Origin of the sequence: Burkholderia sp. RF4-BP95 (assembly GCF_001521985.1) — a bacterium.
GTDB classification, from domain to species: domain Bacteria; phylum Pseudomonadota; class Gammaproteobacteria; order Burkholderiales; family Burkholderiaceae; genus Burkholderia; species Burkholderia diffusa.
In genome coordinates, this window is sequence record NZ_LOSX01000027.1 from 31,382 (window position 1) to 55,227 (window position 23,846).

22 protein-coding genes are annotated in these 23,846 nt (G+C 69.3%); 14 read left to right on the forward strand and 8 right to left on the reverse strand.

Annotated elements, in window-relative coordinates; translation table 11 throughout:
• Entirely contained in the window at positions 1–552 is a 552-nt protein-coding gene (gene tsaE, locus WS46_RS11250) for a tRNA (adenosine(37)-N6)-threonylcarbamoyltransferase complex ATPase subunit type 1 TsaE (RefSeq protein ID WP_059690579.1), read from the forward strand.
• A complete protein-coding gene (locus WS46_RS11255; protein WP_059527826.1) occupies positions 534–2,060 on the forward strand; it encodes an N-acetylmuramoyl-L-alanine amidase in 1,527 nt (508 codons plus the stop codon). The genes tsaE and WS46_RS11255 overlap by 19 nt, the downstream gene beginning before the upstream one ends.
• A 45-nt stretch (positions 2,061–2,105) precedes the next feature.
• On the opposite strand, the gene WS46_RS11260 is transcribed toward WS46_RS11255, so the two are convergent.
• Positions 2,106–2,984, reverse strand: a complete 879-nt coding sequence (locus WS46_RS11260; protein ID WP_179949149.1) for an EamA family transporter — start codon at positions 2,982–2,984, stop codon at positions 2,106–2,108.
• 247 nt (positions 2,985–3,231) lie between these two features.
• Here WS46_RS11260 and WS46_RS11265 point away from each other — a divergent pair, with 247 nt between their 5' ends.
• Both WS46_RS11265 and trxA read left to right on the forward strand, forming a co-directional pair.
• A complete protein-coding gene (locus WS46_RS11265; protein WP_059690580.1) occupies positions 3,232–4,113 on the forward strand; it encodes a pirin family protein in 882 nt (293 codons plus the stop codon).
• Positions 4,114–4,165: 52 nt separating this feature from the next.
• Positions 4,166–5,014, forward strand: a complete 849-nt coding sequence (trxA, locus tag WS46_RS11270) for a thioredoxin (protein WP_059690581.1) — start codon at positions 4,166–4,168, stop codon at positions 5,012–5,014.
• Between the two features lie 103 nt (positions 5,015–5,117).
• On the opposite strand, the gene tcdA is transcribed toward trxA, so the two are convergent.
• Positions 5,118–5,975, reverse strand: coding sequence for a tRNA cyclic N6-threonylcarbamoyladenosine(37) synthase TcdA (tcdA, locus tag WS46_RS11275; RefSeq protein ID WP_059690582.1), 858 nt, complete (start codon positions 5,973–5,975; stop codon positions 5,118–5,120).
• 128 nt (positions 5,976–6,103) lie between these two features.
• Here tcdA and pdxH point away from each other — a divergent pair, with 128 nt between their 5' ends.
• The 3 genes from pdxH (at position 6,104) to WS46_RS11290 (ending at position 9,439) form a co-directional block, all read left to right on the forward strand.
• Complete coding sequence (pdxH, locus tag WS46_RS11280; RefSeq protein ID WP_059690583.1) at positions 6,104–6,748, forward strand: pyridoxamine 5'-phosphate oxidase; 645 nt, start codon at positions 6,104–6,106, stop codon at positions 6,746–6,748.
• Between the two features lie 130 nt (positions 6,749–6,878).
• Positions 6,879–8,099 (forward strand): cyclopropane-fatty-acyl-phospholipid synthase family protein, encoded by a 1,221-nt coding sequence (locus WS46_RS11285; protein ID WP_059527843.1) that lies wholly within the window; start codon positions 6,879–6,881, stop codon positions 8,097–8,099.
• Positions 8,100–8,122: 23 nt separating this feature from the next.
• The gene (locus WS46_RS11290; RefSeq protein WP_059690584.1) at positions 8,123–9,439 is read left to right on the forward strand and encodes a DUF72 domain-containing protein; all 1,317 of its coding nucleotides are present in this window, start codon (positions 8,123–8,125) and stop codon (positions 9,437–9,439) included.
• A 41-nt stretch (positions 9,440–9,480) separates the two neighbouring features.
• Here the strand turns inward: WS46_RS11290 and msrA are convergent, their stop codons facing one another.
• Positions 9,481–10,041, reverse strand: a complete 561-nt coding sequence (msrA, locus tag WS46_RS11295; protein ID WP_059527848.1) for a peptide-methionine (S)-S-oxide reductase MsrA — start codon at positions 10,039–10,041, stop codon at positions 9,481–9,483.
• Between the two features lie 559 nt (positions 10,042–10,600).
• Here msrA and WS46_RS11300 point away from each other — a divergent pair.
• From WS46_RS11300 to WS46_RS11310, 3 genes are all read left to right on the forward strand, one after another.
• On the forward strand, positions 10,601–12,007 hold the full coding sequence (locus WS46_RS11300; RefSeq protein ID WP_059690585.1) for a selenium-binding protein SBP56-related protein: 1,407 nt from the start codon (positions 10,601–10,603) through the stop codon (positions 12,005–12,007).
• Positions 12,004–12,669, forward strand: coding sequence for a hypothetical protein (locus WS46_RS11305; protein WP_059690586.1), 666 nt, complete (start codon positions 12,004–12,006; stop codon positions 12,667–12,669). Before WS46_RS11300 ends, WS46_RS11305 begins: the two co-directional genes overlap by 4 nt.
• Before the next feature lie 274 nt (positions 12,670–12,943).
• Positions 12,944–13,453 (forward strand): flavin reductase family protein, encoded by a 510-nt coding sequence (locus WS46_RS11310; protein WP_059465659.1) that lies wholly within the window; start codon positions 12,944–12,946, stop codon positions 13,451–13,453.
• On the opposite strand, the gene WS46_RS11315 is transcribed toward WS46_RS11310, so the two are convergent.
• Positions 13,440–13,940 carry an Lrp/AsnC family transcriptional regulator gene (locus WS46_RS11315; protein WP_044844460.1) on the reverse strand — a complete coding sequence of 167 codons (501 nt, stop codon included), beginning with the start codon at positions 13,938–13,940 and terminating at the stop codon, positions 13,440–13,442. The genes WS46_RS11310 and WS46_RS11315 overlap by 14 nt on opposite strands.
• A gap of 130 nt (positions 13,941–14,070) precedes the next feature.
• Between WS46_RS11315 and kynB the strand changes: the two genes are divergently transcribed.
• The 3 genes from kynB to kynA all read left to right on the forward strand — a co-directional run bounded on the left by kynB (position 14,071) and on the right by kynA (position 17,027).
• Positions 14,071–14,712 (forward strand): arylformamidase, encoded by a 642-nt coding sequence (gene kynB, locus WS46_RS11320; RefSeq protein ID WP_059690587.1) that lies wholly within the window; start codon positions 14,071–14,073, stop codon positions 14,710–14,712.
• Between the two features lie 40 nt (positions 14,713–14,752).
• Positions 14,753–16,006: a kynureninase gene (kynU, locus tag WS46_RS11325; RefSeq protein ID WP_059527860.1), complete on the forward strand. Its 1,254-nt coding sequence runs from the start codon at positions 14,753–14,755 to the stop codon at positions 16,004–16,006.
• 94 nt (positions 16,007–16,100) lie between these two features.
• The gene (gene kynA, locus WS46_RS11330; RefSeq protein WP_059690588.1) at positions 16,101–17,027 is read left to right on the forward strand and encodes a tryptophan 2,3-dioxygenase; all 927 of its coding nucleotides are present in this window, start codon (positions 16,101–16,103) and stop codon (positions 17,025–17,027) included.
• Positions 17,028–17,054: 27 nt separating this feature from the next.
• On the opposite strand, the gene WS46_RS11335 is transcribed toward kynA, so the two are convergent.
• From WS46_RS11335 to mdlC, 4 genes are all read right to left on the reverse strand, one after another.
• Complete coding sequence (locus WS46_RS11335) at positions 17,055–18,452, reverse strand: MFS transporter (RefSeq protein WP_059690675.1); 1,398 nt, start codon at positions 18,450–18,452, stop codon at positions 17,055–17,057.
• A gap of 261 nt (positions 18,453–18,713) precedes the next feature.
• On the reverse strand, positions 18,714–19,658 hold the full coding sequence (locus WS46_RS11340) for a ketopantoate reductase family protein (protein ID WP_059690589.1): 945 nt from the start codon (positions 19,656–19,658) through the stop codon (positions 18,714–18,716).
• Between the two features lie 13 nt (positions 19,659–19,671).
• Positions 19,672–21,123: an aldehyde dehydrogenase family protein gene (locus WS46_RS11345; RefSeq protein ID WP_059690590.1), complete on the reverse strand. Its 1,452-nt coding sequence runs from the start codon at positions 21,121–21,123 to the stop codon at positions 19,672–19,674.
• A gap of 29 nt (positions 21,124–21,152) precedes the next feature.
• Positions 21,153–22,769: a benzoylformate decarboxylase gene (gene mdlC / locus WS46_RS11350; RefSeq protein ID WP_059690591.1), complete on the reverse strand. Its 1,617-nt coding sequence runs from the start codon at positions 22,767–22,769 to the stop codon at positions 21,153–21,155.
• A 99-nt stretch (positions 22,770–22,868) separates the two neighbouring features.
• Here mdlC and WS46_RS11355 point away from each other — a divergent pair, with 99 nt between their 5' ends.
• Positions 22,869–23,780 carry a LysR family transcriptional regulator gene (locus tag WS46_RS11355; RefSeq protein WP_059690592.1) on the forward strand — a complete coding sequence of 304 codons (912 nt, stop codon included), beginning with the start codon at positions 22,869–22,871 and terminating at the stop codon, positions 23,778–23,780.
• Positions 23,781–23,846: the final 66 nt, after the last annotated feature.

Genomic DNA, 23,846 nt, shown 5'->3' on the forward strand with positions numbered 1-23,846 from the left:
ATGCCAGCCACGCCCCATACGCCTCATGCCGACACGCTGCCCGTCCCGCTCGCGGAGCGCGTGATCGCACTCGCCGACGAAGCGGCGACCGAGGCCTTCGGCACCCGCTTCGCGCACGCGCTCGACGCGGCACGCAGCGAACTCGCCCATGCACACGCGTTCGACGGGCTGCAGCTCCAACTGATCGGCGACCTCGGCGCGGGCAAAACGACCCTCGTGCGCGCGATCCTGCGCGGCCTCGGCCACCACGGGCGCGTGCGCAGCCCGACTTACACGCTCGTCGAACCATACGCATTCGCACGCGACGATGGGGAACTTGAGGTCTATCACTTCGATCTGTATCGATTCAACGATCCGGCCGAATGGTCCGACGCCGGCTTTCGCGAATATTTCAATTCCAGCGCGATCTGCCTCGTCGAATGGCCGCAACAGGCGGGCACCCTGCTCGGCGTGCCCGATCTGGTTTTCTCGCTCGACGTGGATGGCGACGGCCGCGCCCTCACCGTCCGGGCGTTCAGCGCTTCAGGAAAGGCATGTCTCGAAAGATGTTGATCAAACCGTTCCGCTCGATCGAATCGGCGGCCACCGCGACGCACAACTGGCGGCGCCGTCAGATCCTGCGCGCGGGCGCGTCGACGCTGGTGCTCGGTCTCGCCGCGCCGCGGCTCGCGCACGCATCGTCGGTGCTCGGCGTGCGCGTGTGGCCCGCGCGCGATTACACGCGCGTCACGATCGAATCCGACCAGCCGCTGCAGAATAGCCAACAGCTGTTGCAGGGTCCCGACCGGCTCGTCGTCGACCTGAACGGACTCGATCTCGACCAGGCGCTGCGCGACCTCGTGTCGAAGATCGCGCCGAACGATCCGCAGATCCAGTCGGTGCGCGTCGGCCAGTATCAACCGCACGTCGTGCGGATGGTGTTCGACCTGAAAGGCTCGGTGAAGCCGCAGGTGTTCACGCTGCCGCCGGTCGGCACCTACAAGTACCGGCTCGTGTTCGACCTGTATCCGGCCGTCGCGCCCGATCCGCTGACCGACCTGATCGCGCAGACGGAGCGCAAGGAGCAGGCGCTCAACGACAGCGCGCGCGCGCAGCAGGTGCAGCCGCCGACCACGCTCGCGGGCCCCGCCGCGCCGCCGCCCGCCGCGGGCGACAACAGCGACGCATTCTTCCAGCGCTTCGCGCAGAACACGCCGACCACCCCGCGCACGCCGCCGGCCGCCGCGACACCTTCCGCACCCGCGAAGCCGGCCGTCAAGCCGCCGCCCGTCATCGCACGCCGCGACGACAGCGAAGACGACGGCGACACCTACAAGTTCACCGCGCCGAAATCGGGCAAGGGCGGCACCGTGCGCCTGCTGACGGTCGCGATCGATCCGGGCCACGGCGGCGAGGATCCGGGCGCGATCGGCGGCGGCGGCACGTACGAGAAACACATCGCGCTCGACATCGCGAAGAAGCTGCGCGCGAAGATCGACGGCGCGCCGAACATGCGCGCGATGATGACGCGCGACGCGGATTTCTTCGTGCCGCTGAACGTGCGCGTACAGAAGGCGCGCCGCGTCGGCGCCGACCTGTTCGTGTCGATCCACGCCGATGCATTCACGACACCGTCCGCGCGCGGCTCGTCGGTGTTCGCGCTGTCCGATCACGGCGCGTCGAGCGCCGCGGCACGCTGGCTCGCGAACAAGGAGAACTCGTCCGACCTGATCGGCGGCATCAACATCAAGACACAGGACGCGGCAGTCAGCCGCGCGCTGTTCGACATGTCGACGACCGCGCAGATCCGCGATTCGCTGCGCTACGGCAACTACGTGCTGAAGGAAGTCGGCGGCATCAACAAGCTGCACAAGGGCTCGGTCGAGCAGGCCGGGTTCGCGGTGCTGAAGGCGCCCGACATTCCATCGATCCTCGTCGAGACCGCGTTCATCAGCAACCCTGACGAAGAACGCCGGCTCAACGACGACAGCTATCGCGACGAGATGGCCGACGCGATCTTCCGCGGCATCAAGCGTTACTTCGCCGCGAATCCGCCGCTCGCGAAGAACCGGATGGCCTGACCGGCCGCCCTTCCCCGCCGCCGGCACGCGCTGCGTGCCGGCGCGTCACGACGTCGCGAAGCGGCGCACCAGCTTTCCGCCGAACACATTCACCGCGAGCCCGCCCATCACGAGCGCGGCGCCGATCAGCTGCGCGTCCGTCAGATGCTCGTCGAGCAGCAGCGCCGACGACGCCAGCCCGACGACTGGCACCAGCAGCGAGAACTGCGCGACCTGCGCGGCCGGATAGCGCGACATCAGGCGGCTCCACAGGCCGTAGCCGACGAGCGTCGCGACGAACGCGAGATAGACGACCGCGAAGATCGACGCGCCGTCGAGCCCGGCCAGCGCGGCACCGATCCGCTGCGGCCCCTCGAACCAGAGCGACAGCAGGAAGAACGGCACGGGCGGCACGAGGCTCGCCCACACGACGAGCGACACCAGATTGGCCTTGCCGACCTTCTTCGTGACGATATTGCCGAACGCCCACATCGCGGCCGAGCAGATGGTCAGCAGGAAGCCCGCGAGCGTCATCGCGCGGCCGCCCTGCGCCGCGATCACCACGAGCCCGCCCGCGGCGATCGCGAGCCCGATCAGGTTCTGCACGCGCAGCCGCTCGCCCAGAAACACCATCGCGAACACGAGCGTGAAAAATGCCTGCGACTGCAGCACGAGCGACGCGAGGCCGGCCGGCATGCCGACATACATGCCGGTGAACAGGAACGCGAACTGGCCGAGCTGGATCGTCGCGCCGTACAGGATCAGCATCCGCCACGGAATCTGCGGCCGGCGCACGAAGAACACCGCGGGCACCGCCGCGAGCGTGAAGCGCAGCGCGCCGAGCAGCATCGGCGGCATGCCGTGCAGGCCGACCTTGATCACGACGAAGTTCACGCCCCACGCCAGGATCACGACCAGCGCGAGCAGCAAGTCCTTCGGGGCCATCATCGGCGTCTCCTCAATTGTCAGATGGTTTCCTGAAGCCGCTCAGTCTACCCAATTTCGCCGTGCGGCCCGATACCCGCGCGGCGTGCATGGAATCGGCGACGGGCAACGGACATGGCGGCCGCACGACGCGTGCCCGCACGTCCGCATCGCGGGGGAAACATTGCGCCCGCGCCCCGTCACGCACGTCGCCACCGCGCCGCCAGTACAATGACCGGCATTCCAGCCGTTGCCCACGAGGCCCGCCATGACCGATTCGATCAAAGCCCTGCTCAAGCCGCATGTTCGCGACATCGGCAACCTGCAGGTGCGCCGCACGCTGCCCGCGCTCGCCGCGCGCCTCGTCGGTCCGTTCATCTTCTTCGATCACATGGGGCCCGCGACGCTGCCGGCCGGCACCGGGCTCGACGTGCGCCCGCACCCGCACATCGGACTCGCCACCGTCACCTATCTGTTCGACGGCGCGATCCTGCACCGCGACAGCCTCGGCTCGCTGCAGGAAATCGTGCCGGGCGACGTGAACTGGATGACGGCCGGTCGCGGCATCGTCCATTCGGAGCGCACGCCCGACGCGCAGCGCGCGAGCGGCCACACGGTGCACGGGATCCAGACCTGGGTCGCGCTGCCCGTCGCCCACGAGACCACCGAGCCGTCGTTCGAGCACCATGCGGCCGACACGCTGCCCAAGCGCGACGAGAACGGCGTGTCGCTGACGGTGATCGCCGGCGACGCGTTCGGCCTGCGCTCGCCCGTCACGACGTTCTCGCGCACGCTGTACGTGGCCGCCGAATTCGCGGCCGGTGGCCGCCTCGAACTCGACGCGTCGCACGAGGAGCGCGCGGTCTACGTGGTCGACGGCGACCTCTCGATCGACGGCACGCCGGTGCCGGCCGAACAGATGGCCGTGCTCGCGCCCGGCGCCACCGTCACGCTCGCGAGCGGCGGCGGCGCACGCGCGATGCTGCTGGGCGGCGCGAAGATCGACGGCGAGCGCTTCATCGAATGGAACTTCGTCGCCAGCAGCCGCGACGCGATCGAGCGCGCGAAACAGGCGTGGACGAACCAGGAAATGGGCAAGGTGCCCGGCGAAACCGAGTGGATTCCGCTGCCCGAATCGAAGCCGCGTTGAAAAAGGGGCACGCTGCCCCCATCCTGACGACATTCGAACGGAAGAGAACGACATGGACACCACGCTTGCCACTTTCGAGAAAGACGTCATCGAGGCGTCGCTGGACACGCCCGTGCTGGTCGACTTCTGGGCGCCGTGGTGCGGCCCCTGCAAGACGCTCGGTCCGCTGCTCGAAAAGCTCGAAGCCGACTACGAAGGCCGCTGGAAGCTCGTGAAGGTGAACGTCGACGAGAACCAGGAACTCGCCGCGCACTTCCAGACGCGCAGCATCCCGCACGTGATCGCGTTCGCCGACGGGCGTCCCGTCGACCAGTTCATCGGCGTGCTGCCGGAAGGCCAGTTGCGCGCATTCCTCGACCGGCTGCTGCCGGCGCCCGACGAAGCCGAGCGCCGCGCCGCGCAAGACGCGATCGCCGAATCGCGCTACGACGATGCGCTGACCCACCTCGAAGCGGCGCTCGCGCTGAACCCCGGCTTCGACGACGCACGGCTCGACCTGATCGAACTGCTGCTCGCGAACAACCAGGTGGGCGCCGCGCGCGCCGAGGCCGAGCGCCTGTCGCCGCAGACGATACAGAGCGGCGATCCGCGCTACCAGGCGATCAAGACCCGTTTCGATGCGCTCGACGCGACGGCCGACCTGCCGCCGACCGACGCGCTCGAAGCGCGCATCGCGGCGAATCCCGCCGATCTCGACGCACGCTTCGACCTCGCGCAGAGCCTGATCGCGCGACGCGCATACGAAGGCGCGCTCGAGCAGTTGCTGGAAATCGTGTTGCGCGACCGCGCGTATGGCGACGACCTCGGCCGCCGCACGATGATCTCGGTGTTCGAGCTGGCGGGCGATCGCCCCGAACTCGTCGCCGCATGGCGGCGCAAGCTGAGCATGGCGCTCAACTGACGAACGACCGGCCGGGCCGCGATGGCCTGGCCGAATCGCCTTGTCGCGGCACGGCAGGTCTGCCGCGCCGCGACATTCCTCTGCGTGTCGATCTGCTCGCCGATCAGCCCGCAGCGCGCGCCGCGATCGCCCGCAGCGCATGCGCGGCGGCCGCGAAGCCGAAGCTCGCGGTCACGCATACGCTCGAACCGAACCCCGCGCAGTTGAGCCCCGCGACATGCGCGGCGGCGGACGGCTCCGCGCCGTCCTCGATGTCGCACGCGGCCGCTTCCGGATAGATCAGCGGCTCGTCCGAATACACGGCGCTCACCTTGAAACGCGCCTTCGGTCCGCGCGGAAAGCCGTGCTGCTTGCGCAACTGCGCGCGCACCTTCGACAGCAGCGGATCCTGGATCGTCAGCGCGAGATCGTCGATGCGGATGCGCGTCGGGTCGAGCTGCCCGCCCGCGCCGCCGACCGTGACGAGCGGCTGCCCTTTTGCGACGCACCACGCGATCAGCGCGACCTTCGTGCGCACACTGTCGATCGCGTCGACCACGTAGTCGAAGCCGCCGCCGAGCAGCGCGTCGAAGTTGTCGGGTTCCGCGAAATCCTCGATCCGGTTCACACGGCACGCGGGATCGATCAGCGCGATCCGCTCGGCCATCGCGTCGACCTTCGGCTTGCCGTAATTGCCGTCGAGCGCATGGATCTGCCGGTTCGTATTGCTTTCCGCGACGTTGTCGAGGTCGATCAGCGTCAACGTGCCGATCGCGCTGCGCGCGAGCGCCTCGGCCGTCCACGACCCGACGCCGCCGATGCCGATCACGGCGACGTGCGCGCGTTCGAACGCGGCGAGCGCGGGGGCGCCGTACAAGCGCGCGATGCCGCCGAAGCGGCGCTCGCGATCCACGTCAAGCTGGATTGTCGGGCTCGGGGTAAGATCAGAGGAACTGTGCGGGGCAGTGTCGGCAGCGGACATGGCAGCAAGGAAAACGTAAGTCGTGCAGCCCTCTATTTTGCCTGAACTCCCCGCCGACACACGTCCCTGTGCACGCACGATTCTCGCGCGTTCGCTATACTGGCCCCAGATTGAAGCGTTTGCATAACATGACGACTCTCGCCGATCTCCGCATCAATTATTCGCGTGCTTCGCTCGACGAAGCCGATGCTGCCCCCAACCCCTTCGCCCAGTTCGATCGCTGGTTCAAGGAGGCGCTCGCCGCCAAGCTCCCCGAGCCCAACACGATGACGCTCGCCACCGTCGGCGACGACGGCCGGCCGTCGGCCCGAATCGTGCTCATCAAGGGTGTCGACGAACGCGGGTTCGTCTTCTTTACCAATTACGAAAGCCGCAAGGGCCGCGATCTCGCCGCCAATCCGCATGCGGCGCTGCTGTTCTACTGGATCGAGCTCGAGCGCCAGGTGCGCATCGAAGGCCGGATCGAGAAAACCAGCGCCGACGAAAGCGACCGCTATTTCGCGTCGCGCCCGCTCGGCTCGCGCATCGGCGCGTGGGCGTCCGAGCAGAGTGCCGTGATCGACAGCCGCGCGACGCTCGAAGCGCGCGAAAAGGCCGTGATCGAACGCTACGGCGAGAACCCGCCGCGCCCGCCGCACTGGGGCGGTTACCGCGTCGTGCCCGACGCGATCGAATTCTGGCAGGGCCGCCCGTCGCGGCTGCACGACCGCCTGCTCTATACGCGCGACGCCGCGGCAGGATCGGGCTGGACGATCTCGCGCCTGTCGCCGTAAGCGCGGCTGCCGCAGTGCCGGCGCGCGCCGGCCGTGTCTCGTGTTGCATCCGGGCGCCCACGTCGCAAGGCATGGGCGCCGGTCAAGATACTTGGCTGTATTCGATTCAACGAACAAACGGAGAATCCAAATGTTCTGGGAAAAGAAGCTGGCACAGTGGGCGGACGAAGTACGGGCGAAAGCGAACATACCGGCGCGACTGGTGCTGTGGAACGGCGATCAACTCGATTTCGGCACCTTCAGCGCGCCGCAGGTCACGCTGAAGGTCAACAGCGCGTCGGCGTTGCCGCTGCTGCTCGAACCGAGCCTCGACAATCTCGGCGAGGCGTACGTGAAGGGCAAGATCGACATCGAGGGCAGGCTGTCGGACATCATCAACATCAGCTACTCGCTCGCGCGCAGCACGGTCACCAGCGCAAGCAAGCTCGCGCGCGTGAAGCGCTACTTCAATCACACGAAAAACACCGACAGGAAGGCGATCCAGTATCACTACGACGTCTCGAACGCGTTCTACCAGCTGTGGCTGGACGAAAACATGGTGTATTCGTGCGCGTACTTCGAGAACGGCGACGAGGATCTTTCGACCGCCCAGATCAAGAAGATCGACCATATCCTGACCAAGATCCAGCTCGAGCCCGGCCAGCGCCTGCTCGACATCGGCTGCGGCTGGGGCGCGCTCGTGCTGCGCGCCGCGCAGAAGTTCGGCGCGACGTGCCTGGGCGTGACGCTGTCGCAGAACCAGTTCGATCTCGCGACCGCGCGCGTGAAAGCCGCCGGGCTCGAGGACAAGATCGAGATCCGTCTGCAGGACTACCGCGAGATCGAGGGACAGTTCGACCGCATCACGAGCGTCGGGATGTTCGAGCACGTCGGCCGCAAGAACCTGCCGCTCTATTTCTCGCGCGTGCACGATCTGCTCACCGACGACGGCATCGCGATGAACCACGGAATCACGTCGACCGACGCGGAAAGCGGCGAAACGGCGCTCGGCGGCGGCGAATTCATCGACCGCTACGTGTTCCCGGACGGCGAGCTGCCGCACATCAGCCTCGCGCTCGAAGCGGCGCAGCGCGGCGGGCTCGAGGCGATTGACGTCGAAAGCCTGCGGCGGCACTATGCGCGCACGCTCGAAATCTGGACCGAGAACTTCGAGGCGAAGGCGGAAGAGGCGCGCACGCTCGTCGACGACGAAAAATTCCGCATCTGGCGCGTGTATCTCGCCGGCTGCGCGTATGCGTTCGAGCACGACGACGTGTCGATCTTCCAGATCGTGTGCCGCAAGGCCGGACGCAGCGCGAAAACGCTGCCGTGGTCGCGCCGCTACATGTACGAACACACGCTGCCGCGCTAGGCGGCACTTCACGCTGGGCATGCATGGGTGACGGCAGGACGCGGCGCAGCACGCCGCCGCAACGACAGCAGCGCGACGAACCGGACGAGTCGCACGCCGACGGGCAGTTCGACCTGTTCGGCGCGTCGCCCGACGACGCGCGCGCGTCCGCGCCCGCGCACGACGACAAGCCCGCAGGCGCGGGCGATCGCGCGACGCCTGACGAACACGACACCGCGCGACCGGCAAAGTCGTCCGCACGCGCCGGCCGTGCATCGCCCCGCCTTCCCGCCGACCAGGAACCGGAACCGCCGCCCGCCTCCGGCATGCTGTGGGACGAACCGCCGCCGGCCACGCCGCCGAAGAAGGCCCGGCGTCGGCGCGGCGTGCCGCCCGCACCGGTTTCCGCGGAAGTCGCCGCCGCCGCGGCCGCGCTGCCGCCGAACGTGCGGCTCGGCACGTCGTCGTGGTATTTCCCCGGCTGGGACGGCATCGTCTACGACGGCGATTTCGCGCAGACGAAGCTGTCTCGCGAGGGGCTCGAGGCGTACGGCGCACATCCGCTGCTGAAGAGCGTGAGCCTCGACCGGTCGTTCTACGGGCCGCTGTCGGTGGCCGACTACCTGCGCTACGCGCAACAGGTGCCGGACGACTTCCGCTTCGTCGTGAAGGCGCCGGCGTCCGTCACCGATGCGGTCGTGCGCGGGCGGCGCGGCGAGCCGTCGGGCCCGAATCCGACCTTTCTCGACGCGCAGCTCGCCACTCGCGAATTCGTGCAGCCGTGCCTCGAAGGGCTCGGCAGGAAGGCCGGCGTGCTGGTGTTCCAGTTTTCTCCGATGCCCGATCAACTGCTCGCCGAACCGGCCGCGCTGATCGACCGGCTGTCGGCGTTCTTCGCGGCGCTGCCGACGCTGCCGCCGGACGCCGACGGCACGCGCTACGCGATCGAGATCCGCGACGCGAGCCTGCTCACGCCGCGCTTCATCCGCGCGCTCGCGGCGCTCGGCGTGCGCTACTGCGTCGGCCTGCATGCGCGGATGCCCGACCCGCTGCGCCAGGCGGCCGCGCTCGCGCTGCTCGACGGCGACGCGCCGGGCCCGCTGATCGTGCGCTGGAGCCTGCATGGCGGCTTCAAGTACGAACAGGCCAAAGCGAAATACGAGCCGTTCGACAAGCTCGTCGACGAGGATCCGGCCACACGCTCGGCGCTCGCCGAGCTGGCCGCGCGCTACGCGCTGGCCGGACAGCCCGTGATCATCACGATCAACAACAAGGCGGAAGGCTCTGCGCCGCTGTCGTGCCTCGCGCTCGCGCGCGAGATCGCCGCCGCGTGCGCGCACTGGCGCAGCGAGGCGGCGTAAGCATCGCGGGCGCGGGCGCCGTTTGCGCGCCGGCAAACCGATTACGCGCCGCGCAGCGACTTCAGCCGGTGCGAGAACTTCTGGCGGAATTTCGCGAGCTTCGGCCCGATCACGACCGAGCAGTAGCCCTGCCCCGGATTGCGCGCGTAATAGTTCTGGTGATAGTCCTCGGCCGGCCAGTAGTTGTCGTCGAGCGGCACGACCTGCGTGACGATCGGCTGCCCGAACACCTGCTCGCGCTCCAGTTCGCGGATCACGTCGAGCGCGACGTCGCGCTGCGCGTCCGAATGCGTGAACACGACCGAACGGTATTGCGTGCCGACGTCGTTGCCCTGGCGGTTCAACTGGGTCGGATCGTGCGTCGCGAAGAAGATCTCGAGGATCTCGCGATAACCGATGCGCGCCGGATCGAACGTCACGTTCACGACCTCCGCGTGACCGGTATCGCCGTCGCATACGTCGCGATAGCCGGGATTGCGCGTATGGCCGCCTGCATAGCCCGACTGGACGGCCGTCACGCCGTCGACGTCGAGAAACACGGCCTCCGTGCACCAGAAGCACCCGCCGCCAACAGTCGCGGTTTCAAGCATCTCGTTCACCATGAAATCATTACCTCGTTGATGACGACGGCCGGCACGCGGGCGCGCGCCGGCATCGCCGGTCCTTATCTCCGCTGCCCGGCTGCGGCCCGGTTGCCCGGTGCGCAGCGGCAGCGTTCAAGTATCTCACTCGTGCGCGAATCCGGCAGAACCGCATGCGTGCCGCGCACCACCGGCCGCGCGTTTCTCGTCTACACTTAGGCACGCTTCGCCGTGACGGCACACCGTCCGGCTGCGCACAGCGTCCGATGCATGCCCGTCCTGATGCCAACATCATCCGCCGGAACATCGATATGCACGCCTCAGCAGAATTCGCCCGCATCGCGGGCCCGACCGCCGGCGCTTTCACCGCGCCCTCGCGCCGCCGTGCGCCCGTTGCGCTGCGTGCGCGGCGTTCCGGCGCACCGCCTTTCCCACCTTTCCCGACCTGATGTACCGCGCGGCGCGCCCTCCAATCGCGCGAGGCCGCCAGTGCGTTCCCGTCACGCAACCCGTTCGACCCGCACGTTCGCAGCGAACGTCCGTGCGCCCGTGATCCGATTCGACCGAAAGAGGCACTACGATGAGCATGCGGCCTGACCCGACATTTCACGCTTCGCCGGAACTTGCGATGCAGGCGCCGGCGGAGGAATTCGCCTATACGTTGTTGCTGAGCCCCGATTTTTCCAGACCCGACGCGCTCGCCGTGATCGACGTGAAACCCGGCTCGGCGACCTACGGCAAGATCGTGCACACGGTGACGATGCCGAACAGCGGCGACGAATTCCACCACTTCGGCTGGAATGCGTGTTCGTCGTCGCTGTCGCCGCTGACCGGCCACGCATTCCTCGAGCGCCGCTTCCTGATCATCCCGGGCCTGCGTTCGTCGCGGATCTACGTGATCGACACGAAGCCGCACCCGACGCAGGCGCGCATCCACAAGATCATCGAGCCCGACGAGGTGTTCGCGAAGACCGGCTATTCGCGGCCGCATACGGTTCATTGCGGCCCCGAAGGCATTTACGTGAGCACGCTCGGCGGTGCGGGCAAGGACGGCACCGACGGCGCGCCCGGCATCTTCATCATGGATTGCGAGACGTTCGACGTGCTCGGCCGCTGGGAGATCGACCGTGGCCCGCAGGACAAGCATTACGACTTCTGGTGGAACCTGCCGCGCGACTACATGGTGTCGAGCGAATGGGCGCTGCCGCCGCAATTCGAGAACGGCATCGTGCCGGAAGACCTGCTCGCGAACCGCTACGGCCACCGGCTGCATTTCTGGGACCTGCGCGCGCGGCGCAACGTGCAGACGATCGATCTCGGCGCGCATCACCAGATGGCGCTCGAGGTGCGGCCCGCGCACGATCCGGTACGCGAATACGGTTTCGTCGGCGTCGTGGTCGACACGACCACGCTCGAAGGATCGATCTGGACCTGGTGGCGCGAGGACGGCCAGTTTCATGTGAAGAAGACCGCGACGATTCCGCCCGAACCGGCCGCGGCCGACGAACTGCCGCCGCTGCTCAAGAGTTTCGGCGCGGTGCCGCCGCTCGTGACCGACATCGACCTGTCGCTCGACGACCGCTTCCTGTACGTGTCGTGCTGGGGCACCGGCGAGATGCGCCAGTACGACGTGTCGGATCCGCATCACCCGGTGCTCGCGGGGTCGGTGCGTATCGGCGGGATCGTGCGCCGCGCGCCGCACAAGAACGGCCGCGCGTTCGCCGGCGGCCCGCAGATGGTGGAAATCAGCCGCGACGGCCGCCGCGTGTACTGGACCAACTCGCTCTACTCGACGTGGGACGACCAGTTCTATCCGGACGGCGTGCCGGCCGCGCAGGTGCTCGCGCATGCGGGGCCGGACGGCGGGCTGACGCTCGCCGACGACTATTGGGTCGAGTTCCCCGACGGCTATCGCGCGCACCAGATCCGGCTCGAAGGCGGCGACTGCTCGACCGACTCGTTCTGCTATCCGTCGGTCAAGCGTTGAGCGCAGGCCTCTCCGCGCCGCTCGCGCTGTGGGCGGCCGTGCTCGCGAGCGGCGTCTATCACGGGCTCAATCCGGCGATGGGCTGGCCGCTCGCGGTGTCGAACGCGCTGATGACGCGCCGCGACGGCGCGCTCGTCGCCGCGCTCGGCTATCTCGCGCTCGGCCACGCGCTCGCGGTATTCATGGTGATGCTGCCGTTCGGGCTGCTTGCCGCGCTGCTTGCGTGGCAGTCGGCGATCCGAATCGGCGCGAGCGCGCTCGTGATCGGCTTCGGCGTGGTGCTGCTGATCCGGCGGCGGCATCCGCGTGCGCTCGCGCGGATTCCGCCCGCGCGGCTCGGCCTGTGGTCGTTCGCGGTTGCGCTCGCGCACGGCGCGGGGCTGATGCTGGTGCCGATTTACCTCGGACTCTGCGGGCTCGACCGGGACGCCGGCCATCGCGCGGCGGCCACGCTCGTCGATGCGCATCTCGGGATGGCGCTCGTCGTCGCGGCCGTGCACGCGGCCGCGATGATCGGCGCAGGCGGCGTGCTCGCGTGGCTCGTGTACCGCTATCTCGGGCTGAAGTTCGTCGCGCGGAGCTGGTTCAATCTCGATGCGGTGTGGGCGTCCAGCCTGATCCTGACGGGTGCGCTGTCGCTCGGGCTGGCGGCGACGGCCTAGCGCGCGGCTCGGGGAGCGGCCTCGTGTGACGCGCAATGAAAGGCGCGAAAACGACCGTTCCAGCACGGCGTCGGCGTCGCGCGACAGTGTTCGCTACCTCACGCTCGCCCCGCGATGCGCCGTCCGCACGGGTCCGGCGGTCGCGATTCCGCTAAAATCGGGCCATGCGCACCACTTCCCAACCGACCGCCCTGGCCTTGTCGCCTTTCGTCCGCCGCGCCCGTTGCATCCGCCGCGCGCCGCGCCCGTCCGTTTCGTTCCGGATGGCCGCCCGATGAACCACGCCACCCCGCCGGATTTCGACTCGGCCGCCTTTCGCCAAGCGCTCGGGCAGTTCGCGACCGGCGTCACGGTCATCACGACGCGTGCGCCGTCCGGGCAGCTGATCGGCATCACCGCGAGCTCGTTCAACTCGGTGTCGCTCGACCCGCCGCTCGTGCTGTGGAGCCTCGCGCACAAATCGGCGTCGACCCCGGTGTTCCGCAACAACAGCCATTACGTGGTGAACGTGCTCGCGGCGTCGCAGCTCGACCTGTGCAAGCGCTTCTCGACCTACAAGGGCGACCGCTTCGAAGGGATCGCGCACGCGGCCGGCAACTCGGGCATGCCGGTGCTCGACGGCGCGCTCGCGTGGTTCGAATGCCACAACCGCAGCCGCTACGACGAAGGCGACCACGTGATCTTCGTCGGCGAAGTGGAACGCTGCGGCGTGCGGGCCGCGTCGGATGCCGCGGCGCCGCTCGTGTTCCACGGCGGCGGCTTCCACGGCCTCACACCGCTTTGATCGCCCCCATGCGCGCCAGCCCGACCGGCGCGCCCGCTTCGTCCTTCAGCGTCTGCAGCACGATGTTCGAACGGATGTCCATCACGCCCGGCGCCTTGTAGAGCCGGTTCAGCACGAAATCCGAGTAGTGCTTGAGGTTGTGCGCGAGCACCCGCAGCAGGTAGTGGCTCTCGCCCGTCACGACGAACGCGCCGACCACCTCCGGCCATTCGCGCAGCGCTTCCGCGAAGCGCTCGTGCCATTGATTCTCTTCGTTGCGCATCGACACCTGCACGAACGCCTCGAGCTCGAAGCCGAGCTTCTCGCGGCTCAGGCACGCGCGATAGTGCTCGATCACGCCCTGCTCCTCGAGCAGGCGCATCCGGCGCAGACAGGCGGACGGCGAAAGCGAGATCCGTTCCGCCAGGTCGAGATTGCTGATTCTGCCCTCCTCCTGCAATACCGCCAGAATCCGGCAGTCGGTGGCATCGAGCGTGATCGCGTGCATTTTTGGTCCCCGTTTTCCCTCTGAGTCGAATTATCTGCCAATCGGGCGGATTGTCCATGTTTATTTCGCAAGCACTTTCTGCGAGCGTCCACCTATCATTCGAAGCATCGATTCACCGCTTCGTCATGCCATGGACACACTCTGGGACATCTCGCCGCCTGTCAGCCCCGCCACCCCCGTGTGGCCGGGCGACACGCCGGTTTCCATCGAACGCGTCTGGCGGATGGAGGCCGGCTCGCCGGTCAACGTCGCGCGCCTGACGCTGTCGCCACACACGGGCGCGCACTGCGACGCGCCGCTCCACTACGACGCCGACGGCGCACCGATCGGCGCGGTGCCGCTCGACACCTATCTCGGCCCATGCCGCGTGATCCACTGCATCGGCGCGTCGCCCGTCGTGCGCCCGGCCGACATCGACGCCGCGCTGGACGGCGTGCCGCCGCGCGTGCTGCTGCGCACCTATGCGCGCGCCAGCGTCGAGCAATGGGACAGCGGCTTCTGCGCGGTCGCGCCCGAAACCGTCGACCTGCTCGCCGCGCGCGGCGTGAAGCTGATCGGCATCGACACGCCGTCGCTCGACCCGCAGGAATCGAAGACCATGGATGCGCATCGCCGCGTGCGCGCGCACCGGATGGCGATCCTCGAAGGGATCGTGCTCGACGACGTGCCGCCCGACGACTACGAACTGATCGCGCTGCCGCTGAAGTTCGCGACGCTCGACGCGAGCCCCGTGCGCGCGGTGCTGCGCGCGCTGCCCGGCCGATCCTCCTGATTCACCGAACCACTGACCCGAGAACCACTGACCCGACATCATGATCAAGACCCGTGAAGACGCGCTCGCCCTCGACCGCGACGACCCGCTCGCCCCGCTGCGCGACCAGTTCGCGCTGCCCGACGGCGTGATCTATCTCGACGGCAACTCGCTCGGCGCGCAGCCGCGCGCGTCGGCCGCCCGCGCGCAACAGGTGATCGGCGCCGAATGGGGCGAAGGCCTGATCCGCAGCTGGAACACCGCCGGCTGGTTCGCGCTGCCGCGCCGCCTCGGCGACAAGCTCGCGACGCTGATCGGCGGCGCGCCCGGCGAGACCGTCGTGACCGACACCATCTCGATCAACCTGTTCAAGCTGCTGTCGGCGATGCTGCGCCACCAGGCCGAGCGCGCGCCGGAACGCCGCGTGATCGTGTCGGAGCGCTCGAACTTCCCGACCGACCTGTACATCGCGCAAGGGCTGATCGAACAGCTCGGCGGCGGCTATGAGCTGCGCCTGATCGACGATCCGGCGGACCTGCCCGACGCGCTCGGCGCGGACACGGCCGTCGCGATGATCACGCACGTGAACTACCGCACCGGCTACATGCACGACATGCCGGCCGTCACGCAGCTCGTGCACGACGCGGGCGCGCTGATGCTGTGGGATCTCGCGCATTCGGCCGGCGCGGTGCCGGTCGACCTGAACGGCGCGCGGGCGGACGGCGCGGTCGGCTGCACGTACAAGTATCTGAACGGCGGCCCCGGTTCGCCGGCGTTCGTGTGGGTGCCGCACCGTCATCACGCGCACTTCTCGCAGCCGCTGTCGGGCTGGTGGGGCCATCGCGCGCCGTTCGCGATGCAGCCGGACTTCGCGCCCGATCCGGGCATCGCGCGCTTCCTCTGCGGCACGCAGCCGATGGTGTCGATGTCGATGGTCGAATGCGGGCTCGACGTGTTCCTGCAGACCGACATGCACGCGATCCGCCGCAAGTCGCTCGCGCTGACCGATGCGTTCATCGCGCTCGTCGAGGCACGCTGCGCGGGCCTGTCGCTGAAGCTCGTCACGCCGCGCGCGCATCACCAGCGCGGCTCGCAGGCGAGCTTCGAGCATCCGCACGGCTACGAGGTGATGCAGGCGCTGATCGCACGCGGCGTGATCGGCGACTACCGCGAGCCGTATGTGCTGCGCTTCGGCTTCACGCCGCTCTATACGCGCTTCGTCGACGTGTGGGATGCCGTCGAGACGCTGCGCGACATCCTGGCCACCGATGCGTGGAAGGCACCCGAGTTCGCCGAGCGCGGCGCGGTGACCTGACCGGCTTTTTGCCCGGCGCGCGCCGCGGTGACATGCGGATTGCGCGCCGCGCCCCCGTCATTCAATTCTGGAGAGAGTCGTGAATTCTGGTCATATGCAGCCACCCGGCGACGACGCGCCGGCGGGCTGCCCGTTCTCGGGCGCACGCGCGGCCCAACCGGCACACGAAGCACCGCACGTGCCGGGCGATGCCTCGGGCGAAGCCGGCTGGCACAACGCGCAGCTCGATTTCTCGAAGTCGATGAGCTACGGCGACTACCTGTCGCTGAATTCGATCCTCGACGCGCAGCATCCGCTGTCGCCCGATCACAACGAGATGCTGTTCATCATCCAGCATCAGACGAGCGAGCTGTGGATGAAGCTCGCGCTGTTCGAATTGCGCGGCGCGCTCGACGCGGTGCGCGGCGACGCGCTGCCGCCCGCGTTCAAGATGCTCGCGCGCGTGTCGCGCATTCTCGAGCAGCTCGTGCAGGCGTGGAACGTGCTGTCGACGATGACGCCGTCCGAGTATTCGGCGATGCGCCCGTACCTCGGTCAGTCGTCGGGCTTCCAGTCGTATCAGTACCGGCAGCTCGAATTCCTGCTCGGCAACAAGAACGTGCAGATGCTGCAGCCGCATGCGCACCGGCCCGACATCCTCGAACAGGTGCGCGCGACGCTCGAGGCGCCGTCGTTCTATGACGAGGTCGTGCGCCTGCTCGCGCGGCGCGGTTTCCCGATCGCACCCGAGCGGCTCGAGCGCGACTGGACGCAGCCGATGCGGCACGACGAAACCGTCGAAGCCGCGTGGCTCGAGGTCTACCGCCACCCGCAGCAGCACTGGGAGCTCTACGAAATGGCCGAGGAGCTCGTCGATCTCGAGGACGCGTTCCGCCAGTGGCGCTTCCGTCACGTGACGACCGTCGAGCGCATCATCGGCTTCAAGCAGGGCACCGGCGGCACGAGCGGCGCGCCGTATCTGCGCAAGATGCTCGACGTCGTGCTGTTCCCCGAGCTCTGGCACGTGCGCACCACGCTGTAACGCGCTCCTGCATCATGCGCCCGCGCGTCACGACGACGTGCGGGCCAGTTCCTCCCCGTCGCGCGGCAACGCGCGTTCGCGCGTGAGCCGCGGAATGTGCCGCCGCATCGCGAGCAGCGCGACGCACACCACACTCATCGCCGCGGCCAGCATCGTCAGGTACGCCGTCGCGCCGCCCGCGGTGATCACCATCGCGCCCGCGAACGCGCTGAGGATCGCGCCGAGCCGGCCGAACGCGAGCGCGCTCGCGGTGCCGGTCGCGCGCACCGCCGTCGGATAGATGTAAGCGCACAACGCATACATCGTCGACTGCACCGCGTTGACGAACAACCCGTGCACGCCGAGCCCGACGATCAGCCAACCCGTGTGGCGTCCCGCGTCGACACCCATCAACCACACCGCGCTCGCCGCGCCGCCGATGCTGCACAGCGCGAGCGGCCAGCGCGAACCCGCATGCGCGATCGCCCACGCGCACAGCAGCGCGCCGATCACGCCGCCGAGGTTGTACGCGGTGAGCCCGGCGCCCGCGACCGACACGCTCAGCCCGCTCGCGGCGAGCATCGTCGGCAGCCAGCTGAACGCCGCATACACGGCGAGCAGGCACATGAAGAACGCGCACCACAGCGCGATCGTGTCGCGCGCCTGGCCGCCAGCGAACAGCGCGCCGAACCCGCCGCGTGCGCCGGGCGCGCGTGCATCGCGCAGATCGGTGAACGCGGTGCCGGGCGCGACCGGCCGCTGCATGCGCGCGAGCAACGCGCCGAGTTCCGGCCAGCGCGCGGGGCGGCGCGCCAGGAAGCGCGGCGACTCGGGCAACGCGCGCACGAGCACGAAGCCGAGCACGAGCGGCAGCGCGCCGCCGGCGAAGAACAGCCCGCGCCAGCCGTAGCGCGGCAGCACTTCGTGCGCGAACAGCCCGGCCAGCATGCCGCCGAGCGGCACGCAGACGATCGTCGCCGTCACCATCATCGTGCGGCGCCGCGCGGGCGTGTATTCGGCCGTCATCGTCGTGGCCGTCGGCAGCGCGCCACCGATCCCGAGCCCCGCGCAGAAGCGCAGCATCGCGATCGTCGCGACATCCGGCGCGAAGCCGATCGCGCAAGTCGCGATGCCGAACAGGAACACGCTGCCGATCACGGCCTGGCGGCGCCCGAAACGGTCCGCGACGATGCCCGCGCACGCGCTGCCGATGCCCATCCCGATCAGCCCGGCGGCCACCGCCGGCGCGAACGCGCCGCGCGTGATCCCCCATTCGCGGATCAGCACGGGAATCGCGAAACCGGTCAACTGCCCGTCGAAGCCGTCGAGCACGATCGCGAGCGCGGCGAGCAGCACCACGCAACGCTGCATCGTCGTGAACGGTCCGTCGTCGAGCGTCGCGCCGATGTCGACCGGGGGCGGCTGCAATCCGTCGCGCGTGCTCATGCGACCTCCCGTGCGCCACGCGTCGGCGGCAACGTGCGCGCACGGCGCGCGGCAAGACAACGGCATTCGATGACTTTCATGGCGTCTCCAGTTGCCCGGGCTGGCGCTTGCGCGTGCCCGGATCTCGTGTTGCACGGGCGGTCGGCATCCGTGCATCGGCGCCGGCCCCCGTCTCGTCCAATCCAATCCGATCCGGCGACACCGCCTGCATCCGGCGCGCCCGTATCGTCATGCGGCGCGAGCCCGCCGCCGGTGTGTTGCTCAGTCGCGCCGCGCGTCGATCAGCCTGACGAGCGCGAGCAGCGTATCGGTATGCGGCACCGCGATACCCGTCTCGCGCGCGGCCGCGACGACCTTGCCGCTGATCGCGTCGATCTCGGTGCGGCGGCCCGCGAGCACGTCCTGCAGCATCGACGGCCGATGGCCGCGATGCGCGTAAATCGCATGCTCGACGTTGCGCGCGATGCGTTCGCCGTCCACCGCGATGCCTTTCGCGCGCGCGACGGCGGCCGTCTCCGCCGCGATCGCCAGCGCGAGCCGTGGGCCGTCGGGTTCACGGCCGAGCTGGTCGACCGTGCAGCCCGTCGCCGCGCACAGCGTGTTGAGCGCCGCGTTGAACGCGACCTTTTCCCAGATCGCGGCCCACACGTCGGCATCGAGCGAACACGCGAGCCCGGCACGCGACAGCGCGTCGGCCACGGCCGCCGCGAACGGGCGCGCCGCGCCGTCGGCCGTCATCATGCGGATCGCGCCGGCACCGTGCGAGCGCACGTGCCCGGCGCCGGCGAAGTCGGCCGGCCACGTCGTGACGCCGACCAGAATCCGTTCGAGCGGCACGAACGCGTTCAGCGTCTCGACGTTGCCGAGGCCGTTCTGCAGCGTCAGCACGTACGTACGCGACGTCAGCAATGCGCGCACGCCGTCGAGCGCCGCACGCGTGTGCAGCGATTTCGTAAAAACGATCAGCAGATCGAACGGGTCGTCGGGCGACGCGCTTGCTTGCGCATTCGCCGTTTCCGGCCGGACGGCCTGCAGCGCGCGGATGCGGCGTTCGCCGCGATCGTCGTCGATGCGCAGCCCGTCGCGGCGGATCGCATCGAGATGCGCATCGTTCACGTCGATCAGCGTGACCGCCTCGCCGTGCTCGGCCAGCCGCGCGCCGAACAGCGAGCCCATCGCACCGGCGCCGAGAATCGCAATCTTCATCGTCGGCGGCCTCTCAGAATGGATACTGGCGCGGCGCGGTCTGCACCGTGATCCAGCGCAGGTCCGTGAACGCGGCGATGCCGGCCTTGCCGCCGAAGTGGCCGAAGCCGCTGTCCTTCACGCCGCCGAACGGCATTTGCGCCTCGTCGTGCACGGTCGGGCCGTTCACGTGGCAGATGCCCGATTCGATGCTCGCCGCGACTCGCATCGCGCGGGCGACGTCGCGGCTGAACACGGCCGACGCCAGCCCGAACGCGTTGTCGTTCGCGCAGCGGATCGCGGCCGCCTCGCCATCGACCCGCACGATGCCCTTCACCGGCCCGAACGATTCCTCCGCGTAGATCCGCATCGCGGGCGTCACGTGATCGAGCAGCGTCGCCGGGAACAGCGTGCTGTCCGACTTGCCGCCGCACAACAGCGTCGCGCCGTGCGCGAGCGCATCGTCGATCAGCGCGTTGCAGCGCTCGACGGCCTTCATGTCGATCAGCGAACCGAGCACGACCGGCCCTTGGCGCGGATCGCCGAGCGGCAGCGACGCGGCCTTGGCGGCAAGCTTCGCGACGAATGCATCGGCGATCGACGCGTCGACGACGATCCGCTCGGTCGACATGCAGATCTGCCCTGAATTCGCGAATGCGCCGAATGCGGCCGCGGCGACCGCCGCATCGAGATCCGCATCGTCGAGCACGACGAACGGCGCCTTGCCGCCGAGTTCGAGCACCGACGGCTTCAGATGACGCGCGCACGCTTCGGCGACGATGCGCCCGACGCGCGTCGAGCCGGTGAAATTCACGCGGCGCACGGCCGGATGGGCGATCAACGCGTCGACGACGGCGCCCGCATCCTCGGGCGCGTTCGTCACGAAGTTGACGACGCCCGGCGGCAGCCCGGCCTCCTGCAGCGCCTCGACGATCAGCCCGTGCGTGACGGGGCACAGCTCGGAGCCCTTCAGCACGACCGTGTTGCCGCAAGCGAGCGGCAGCGCGAGCGCACGCGTCGCGAGGATCACCGGTGCGTTCCACGGCGCGATGCCGAGCACCACGCCGGCCGGCTGCCGCACGCCCATCGCGAGCGAGCCGGGCACGTCGGACGGGATCAGCTCGCCGCCGACCTGCGTGGTCAGCGACGCGGCCTCGACGAGCCCGCTGGCGGCAAGGTGCACGTTGAAGCCTGCCCACAGCGCCGACGCGCCGGTTTCGGCCGCCATCGCGGCGACGAACTGCTCGTGCTTCGCTTCGAGCGCGGCGGCAGCCTTCAGCAGCAGCGCGCGGCGCGCGCCGGGGCCGAGCGCGGCCCATTCGGGAAACGCGCGAGCGGCCGCGTCGGCCGCCGCGCGCGCATCGTCGACCGTGCCCGCGGGCGCGGCCGACGCGACTTCGCCGTCGAGCGGGTTGCGGCGCACGAAGGTCGCGCCGCTGGACGAATGGCGGCGTTCGCCGCCGATCAGCATCGATACGGTTTGCATGGATTCTCCGGAACGACGCGCAACGCGCGTCAGGCAACCTCGACGTCGACGACGACGGGCGTATCGGCCCGCAGCGCATCGGTCAGCGTGTCGTGCAGGCGCGCGGCATCGGCGACGCGGATGCCGCGGCACCCCATCCCCTGCGCGAGCGCGACGAAATCCAGATCGGGCAGATCGGTGCCCTGCACCGGATCGTCGGGGCCGAAGCCGAACACGGGCGCGAAATCCTGCAGCGCCGCGTAGCGCCGATTGTTCAGGATCACGAACGTGATCGGCAGCTTCAACTGCGCGGCGCTCCACAATGCCTGGATCGAATAGAGACTCGACCCGTCGCCGATCAGCCCGATCACGCGCCGCCCCGGCCGCGCGAGCGCGACGCCGACCGCGGCCGGCATCCCGTAGCCGAGCCCGCCGCTGTCCATCGTGTAGAACGTGCCGCTGCGCGTGAACGGCAGGTGCGCCTGCATCACCGGCCGCGCGCTCGGCGCTTCCTCGACGACGATGTCGCGCGCGTCGCGCACGTCGGCGAGCGTCTGCAGCGCGAATGCCACCGACATCCGCCCGCCGGCGGCTGGCGCTTCGGCGCGCGGGCGCGGCGGCCGCGGCGCGGGCATCGGCCGCTCGGGCGGCGCCGGCCGCGCCAGCAGGTCGCGTGCCGCGAGCCGCAGGTTGCCGACGACCGCGTCGCCCGACGGCGTCCACGCGGCGATGCCGGGATCGTCGACGAGCTGCACGAGTGTGGCGCCCGGCGGCACGTGCGGGCCGCTGCCCTCGATGTGATAGGTGAACGCGGGCGCGCCGAACGCGAACACGAGGTCGTGCCCGTCGAGCCGCGCGACGATCTTCTCGCGGATTGCGGGCAGGAAGCCGGCGAACAGCGGATGATCCTCGGGAAAGCTGCAGCGCCCCGACATCGGCGCGACGTACACGCTGGCCCGGTGCCGCTCGGCGAGCCGCACGACGTCGTCCCACGCACCGGCCCGATCGACGGCCGCGCCGACCACCAGCGCGGGACGCCGCGCCGCATCGAGCGCGTCGCCGAGCCGCGCGAGCGCATCGGGATCGGGCCGCACGACGCTGCTCACGTCGCGGCGCGGCAGCAGCTCGGCCGGCTGGTCCCAGTCGTCGACCGGGATCGACACGAACACCGGCCCGCGCGGCTCCTGCATCGCGATCCGGTACGCCCGCGCAATCGCGGCCGGCACGTCCTGCGCGCGCGCCGGCTCGATGCTCCATTTCACGTACGGCTTCGGCAGCTCGGCGGCCTGCGTCGCGCCGAGAAACGGATCGAACGGCAGGATCGCGCGCGCCTGCTGGCCCGCGGTGACGATCAGCGGCGTGCGGTTCCTGAACGCGGTGAACAGGTTGCCCATCGCGTTGCCGACGCCGGCCGCCGAATGCAGGTTGACGACCGCCGCGTTGCCGGTGGCCTGCGCATGACCGTCCGCCATGCCGACCACGACGGCCTCCTGCAGGCCGAGCACGTAGCGGAAATCGGCGGGGAAATCGCGGAACATCGGCAGCTCGGTCGAGCCGGGATTGCCGAACACGCGATCGATGCCGAACTGGCGAAACAGGTCGATGACGGCATCGCGAACGGTGATCGGGGTGGCCGGTGCGGCGGAATGGGACGGGGTGCCGGACATGCTCGGGCGTCTCCTTGGTGGCTTGGCGGTTTCCACAGTATCGAAGCGCGAGTCATTCACGGATACTGTATTTTTTGCGAAAAGCCATTACGGTTCGGCATGACTTTCGATCTCCGGCAATTGCGGGCATTCACGACCATCGTCGCGTGCGGCAGCCTCGGCCGCGCGGCCGACGCGCTGCACGTGACCCAGCCGGCGTTGAGCCGGATCCTGAAGCGGCTCGAGGATCAGGTCGGCGCGCCGCTGTTCGAGCGTCATTCGAAAGGCGTGCAGTTGACGGCATTCGGCGAGGCGTTGCTGCCGCACGCGACGCTGCTGCAGCACGAGGCCGAGCACGCGCGCGAGGAGCTGGACGCGATGCGCGGCTTCGCGAAGGGCACGATCAAGGTCGGCACGGTGGGCAGCATCGCGAGCCTCGTGCTGCCGGTCGCGGTCGGCCGCGTGCTCGACCGCTGGCCGAACCTGCGTGTCGAGATTCTCGAAGGCGTGTGGGACCGGCTCGCGGAAGGGCTGAACAAGCACGAGATCGATCTCGCGCTGTCCGCGCATGGGCCCGACACCGACGAGATCGTCGCGATTCCGGAGTGCCGCTGGGAAGATCGCAGCCACATCGTTGCGGCGCCGCACCATCCGCTGCGCGCGCTCGGCCGCGCACCGACGCTCGCCGATACGCTGCACGCGCGCTGGGCGATTCCGCCGCGCGGCACCGCGCCGTTCGACCACATGCGCGCGACCTTCGACGCGCACGGGCTTGCCCTTCCCGACATCGCGGTCGAGACGCGCTCGGTCACGACGCTGAAGAGCCTCGTCGCGCATGCCGGCTTCCTGAGCTGGATGGCCGAACCGATGTACGGCGCCGAACAGCGCGCCGGCACGATCGACACGCTGCCCGTGCGCGAGGTCGTCGCGGTGCGCACGCTCACCGCGTTCCGGCGCCGCCACGGGATCCTGCCGGGGCCGGCCGGCAAGCTGCTCGACGAACTCGTCGCGCTCACGCGCGAAGGTCGCTGACACCGCTCTCCCCTTCGCGCCCCGCATTCGCGCCGCCGCGCGCGCCGCCGCAGCGCACCATCGAAA

What these genes read in the sequence shown, in the direction of transcription:
- mdlC (WP_059690591.1), bottom strand. Translation starts at nt 22,769, where the DNA reads ATGTCCGGCACCCCGTCCCATTCCGCCGCACCGGCCACCCCGATCACC.
- pdxH (WP_059690583.1), top strand. Translation starts at nt 6,104, where the DNA reads ATGACGACTCTCGCCGATCTCCGCATCAATTATTCGCGTGCTTCGCTC.
- kynB (WP_059690587.1), top strand. Translation starts at nt 14,071, where the DNA reads ATGGACACACTCTGGGACATCTCGCCGCCTGTCAGCCCCGCCACCCCC.
- kynU (WP_059527860.1), top strand. Translation starts at nt 14,753, where the DNA reads ATGATCAAGACCCGTGAAGACGCGCTCGCCCTCGACCGCGACGACCCG.
- WS46_RS11345 (WP_059690590.1), bottom strand. Translation starts at nt 21,123, where the DNA reads ATGCAAACCGTATCGATGCTGATCGGCGGCGAACGCCGCCATTCGTCC.
- WS46_RS11300 (WP_059690585.1), top strand. Translation starts at nt 10,601, where the DNA reads ATGAGCATGCGGCCTGACCCGACATTTCACGCTTCGCCGGAACTTGCG.
- WS46_RS11355 (WP_059690592.1), top strand. Translation starts at nt 22,869, where the DNA reads ATGACTTTCGATCTCCGGCAATTGCGGGCATTCACGACCATCGTCGCG.
- tsaE (WP_059690579.1), top strand. Translation starts at nt 1, where the DNA reads ATGCCAGCCACGCCCCATACGCCTCATGCCGACACGCTGCCCGTCCCG.
- tcdA (WP_059690582.1), bottom strand. Translation starts at nt 5,975, where the DNA reads ATGTCCGCTGCCGACACTGCCCCGCACAGTTCCTCTGATCTTACCCCG.
- kynA (WP_059690588.1), top strand. Translation starts at nt 16,101, where the DNA reads ATGCAGCCACCCGGCGACGACGCGCCGGCGGGCTGCCCGTTCTCGGGC.
- WS46_RS11335 (WP_059690675.1), bottom strand. Translation starts at nt 18,452, where the DNA reads ATGAGCACGCGCGACGGATTGCAGCCGCCCCCGGTCGACATCGGCGCG.
- WS46_RS11260 (WP_179949149.1), bottom strand. Translation starts at nt 2,984, where the DNA reads ATGGCCCCGAAGGACTTGCTGCTCGCGCTGGTCGTGATCCTGGCGTGG.
- WS46_RS11290 (WP_059690584.1), top strand. Translation starts at nt 8,123, where the DNA reads ATGGGTGACGGCAGGACGCGGCGCAGCACGCCGCCGCAACGACAGCAG.
- WS46_RS11265 (WP_059690580.1), top strand. Translation starts at nt 3,232, where the DNA reads ATGACCGATTCGATCAAAGCCCTGCTCAAGCCGCATGTTCGCGACATC.
- WS46_RS11285 (WP_059527843.1), top strand. Translation starts at nt 6,879, where the DNA reads ATGTTCTGGGAAAAGAAGCTGGCACAGTGGGCGGACGAAGTACGGGCG.
- trxA (WP_059690581.1), top strand. Translation starts at nt 4,166, where the DNA reads ATGGACACCACGCTTGCCACTTTCGAGAAAGACGTCATCGAGGCGTCG.
- msrA (WP_059527848.1), bottom strand. Translation starts at nt 10,041, where the DNA reads ATGGTGAACGAGATGCTTGAAACCGCGACTGTTGGCGGCGGGTGCTTC.
- WS46_RS11310 (WP_059465659.1), top strand. Translation starts at nt 12,944, where the DNA reads ATGAACCACGCCACCCCGCCGGATTTCGACTCGGCCGCCTTTCGCCAA.
- WS46_RS11315 (WP_044844460.1), bottom strand. Translation starts at nt 13,940, where the DNA reads ATGCACGCGATCACGCTCGATGCCACCGACTGCCGGATTCTGGCGGTA.
- WS46_RS11255 (WP_059527826.1), top strand. Translation starts at nt 534, where the DNA reads ATGTCTCGAAAGATGTTGATCAAACCGTTCCGCTCGATCGAATCGGCG.
- WS46_RS11340 (WP_059690589.1), bottom strand. Translation starts at nt 19,658, where the DNA reads ATGAAGATTGCGATTCTCGGCGCCGGTGCGATGGGCTCGCTGTTCGGC.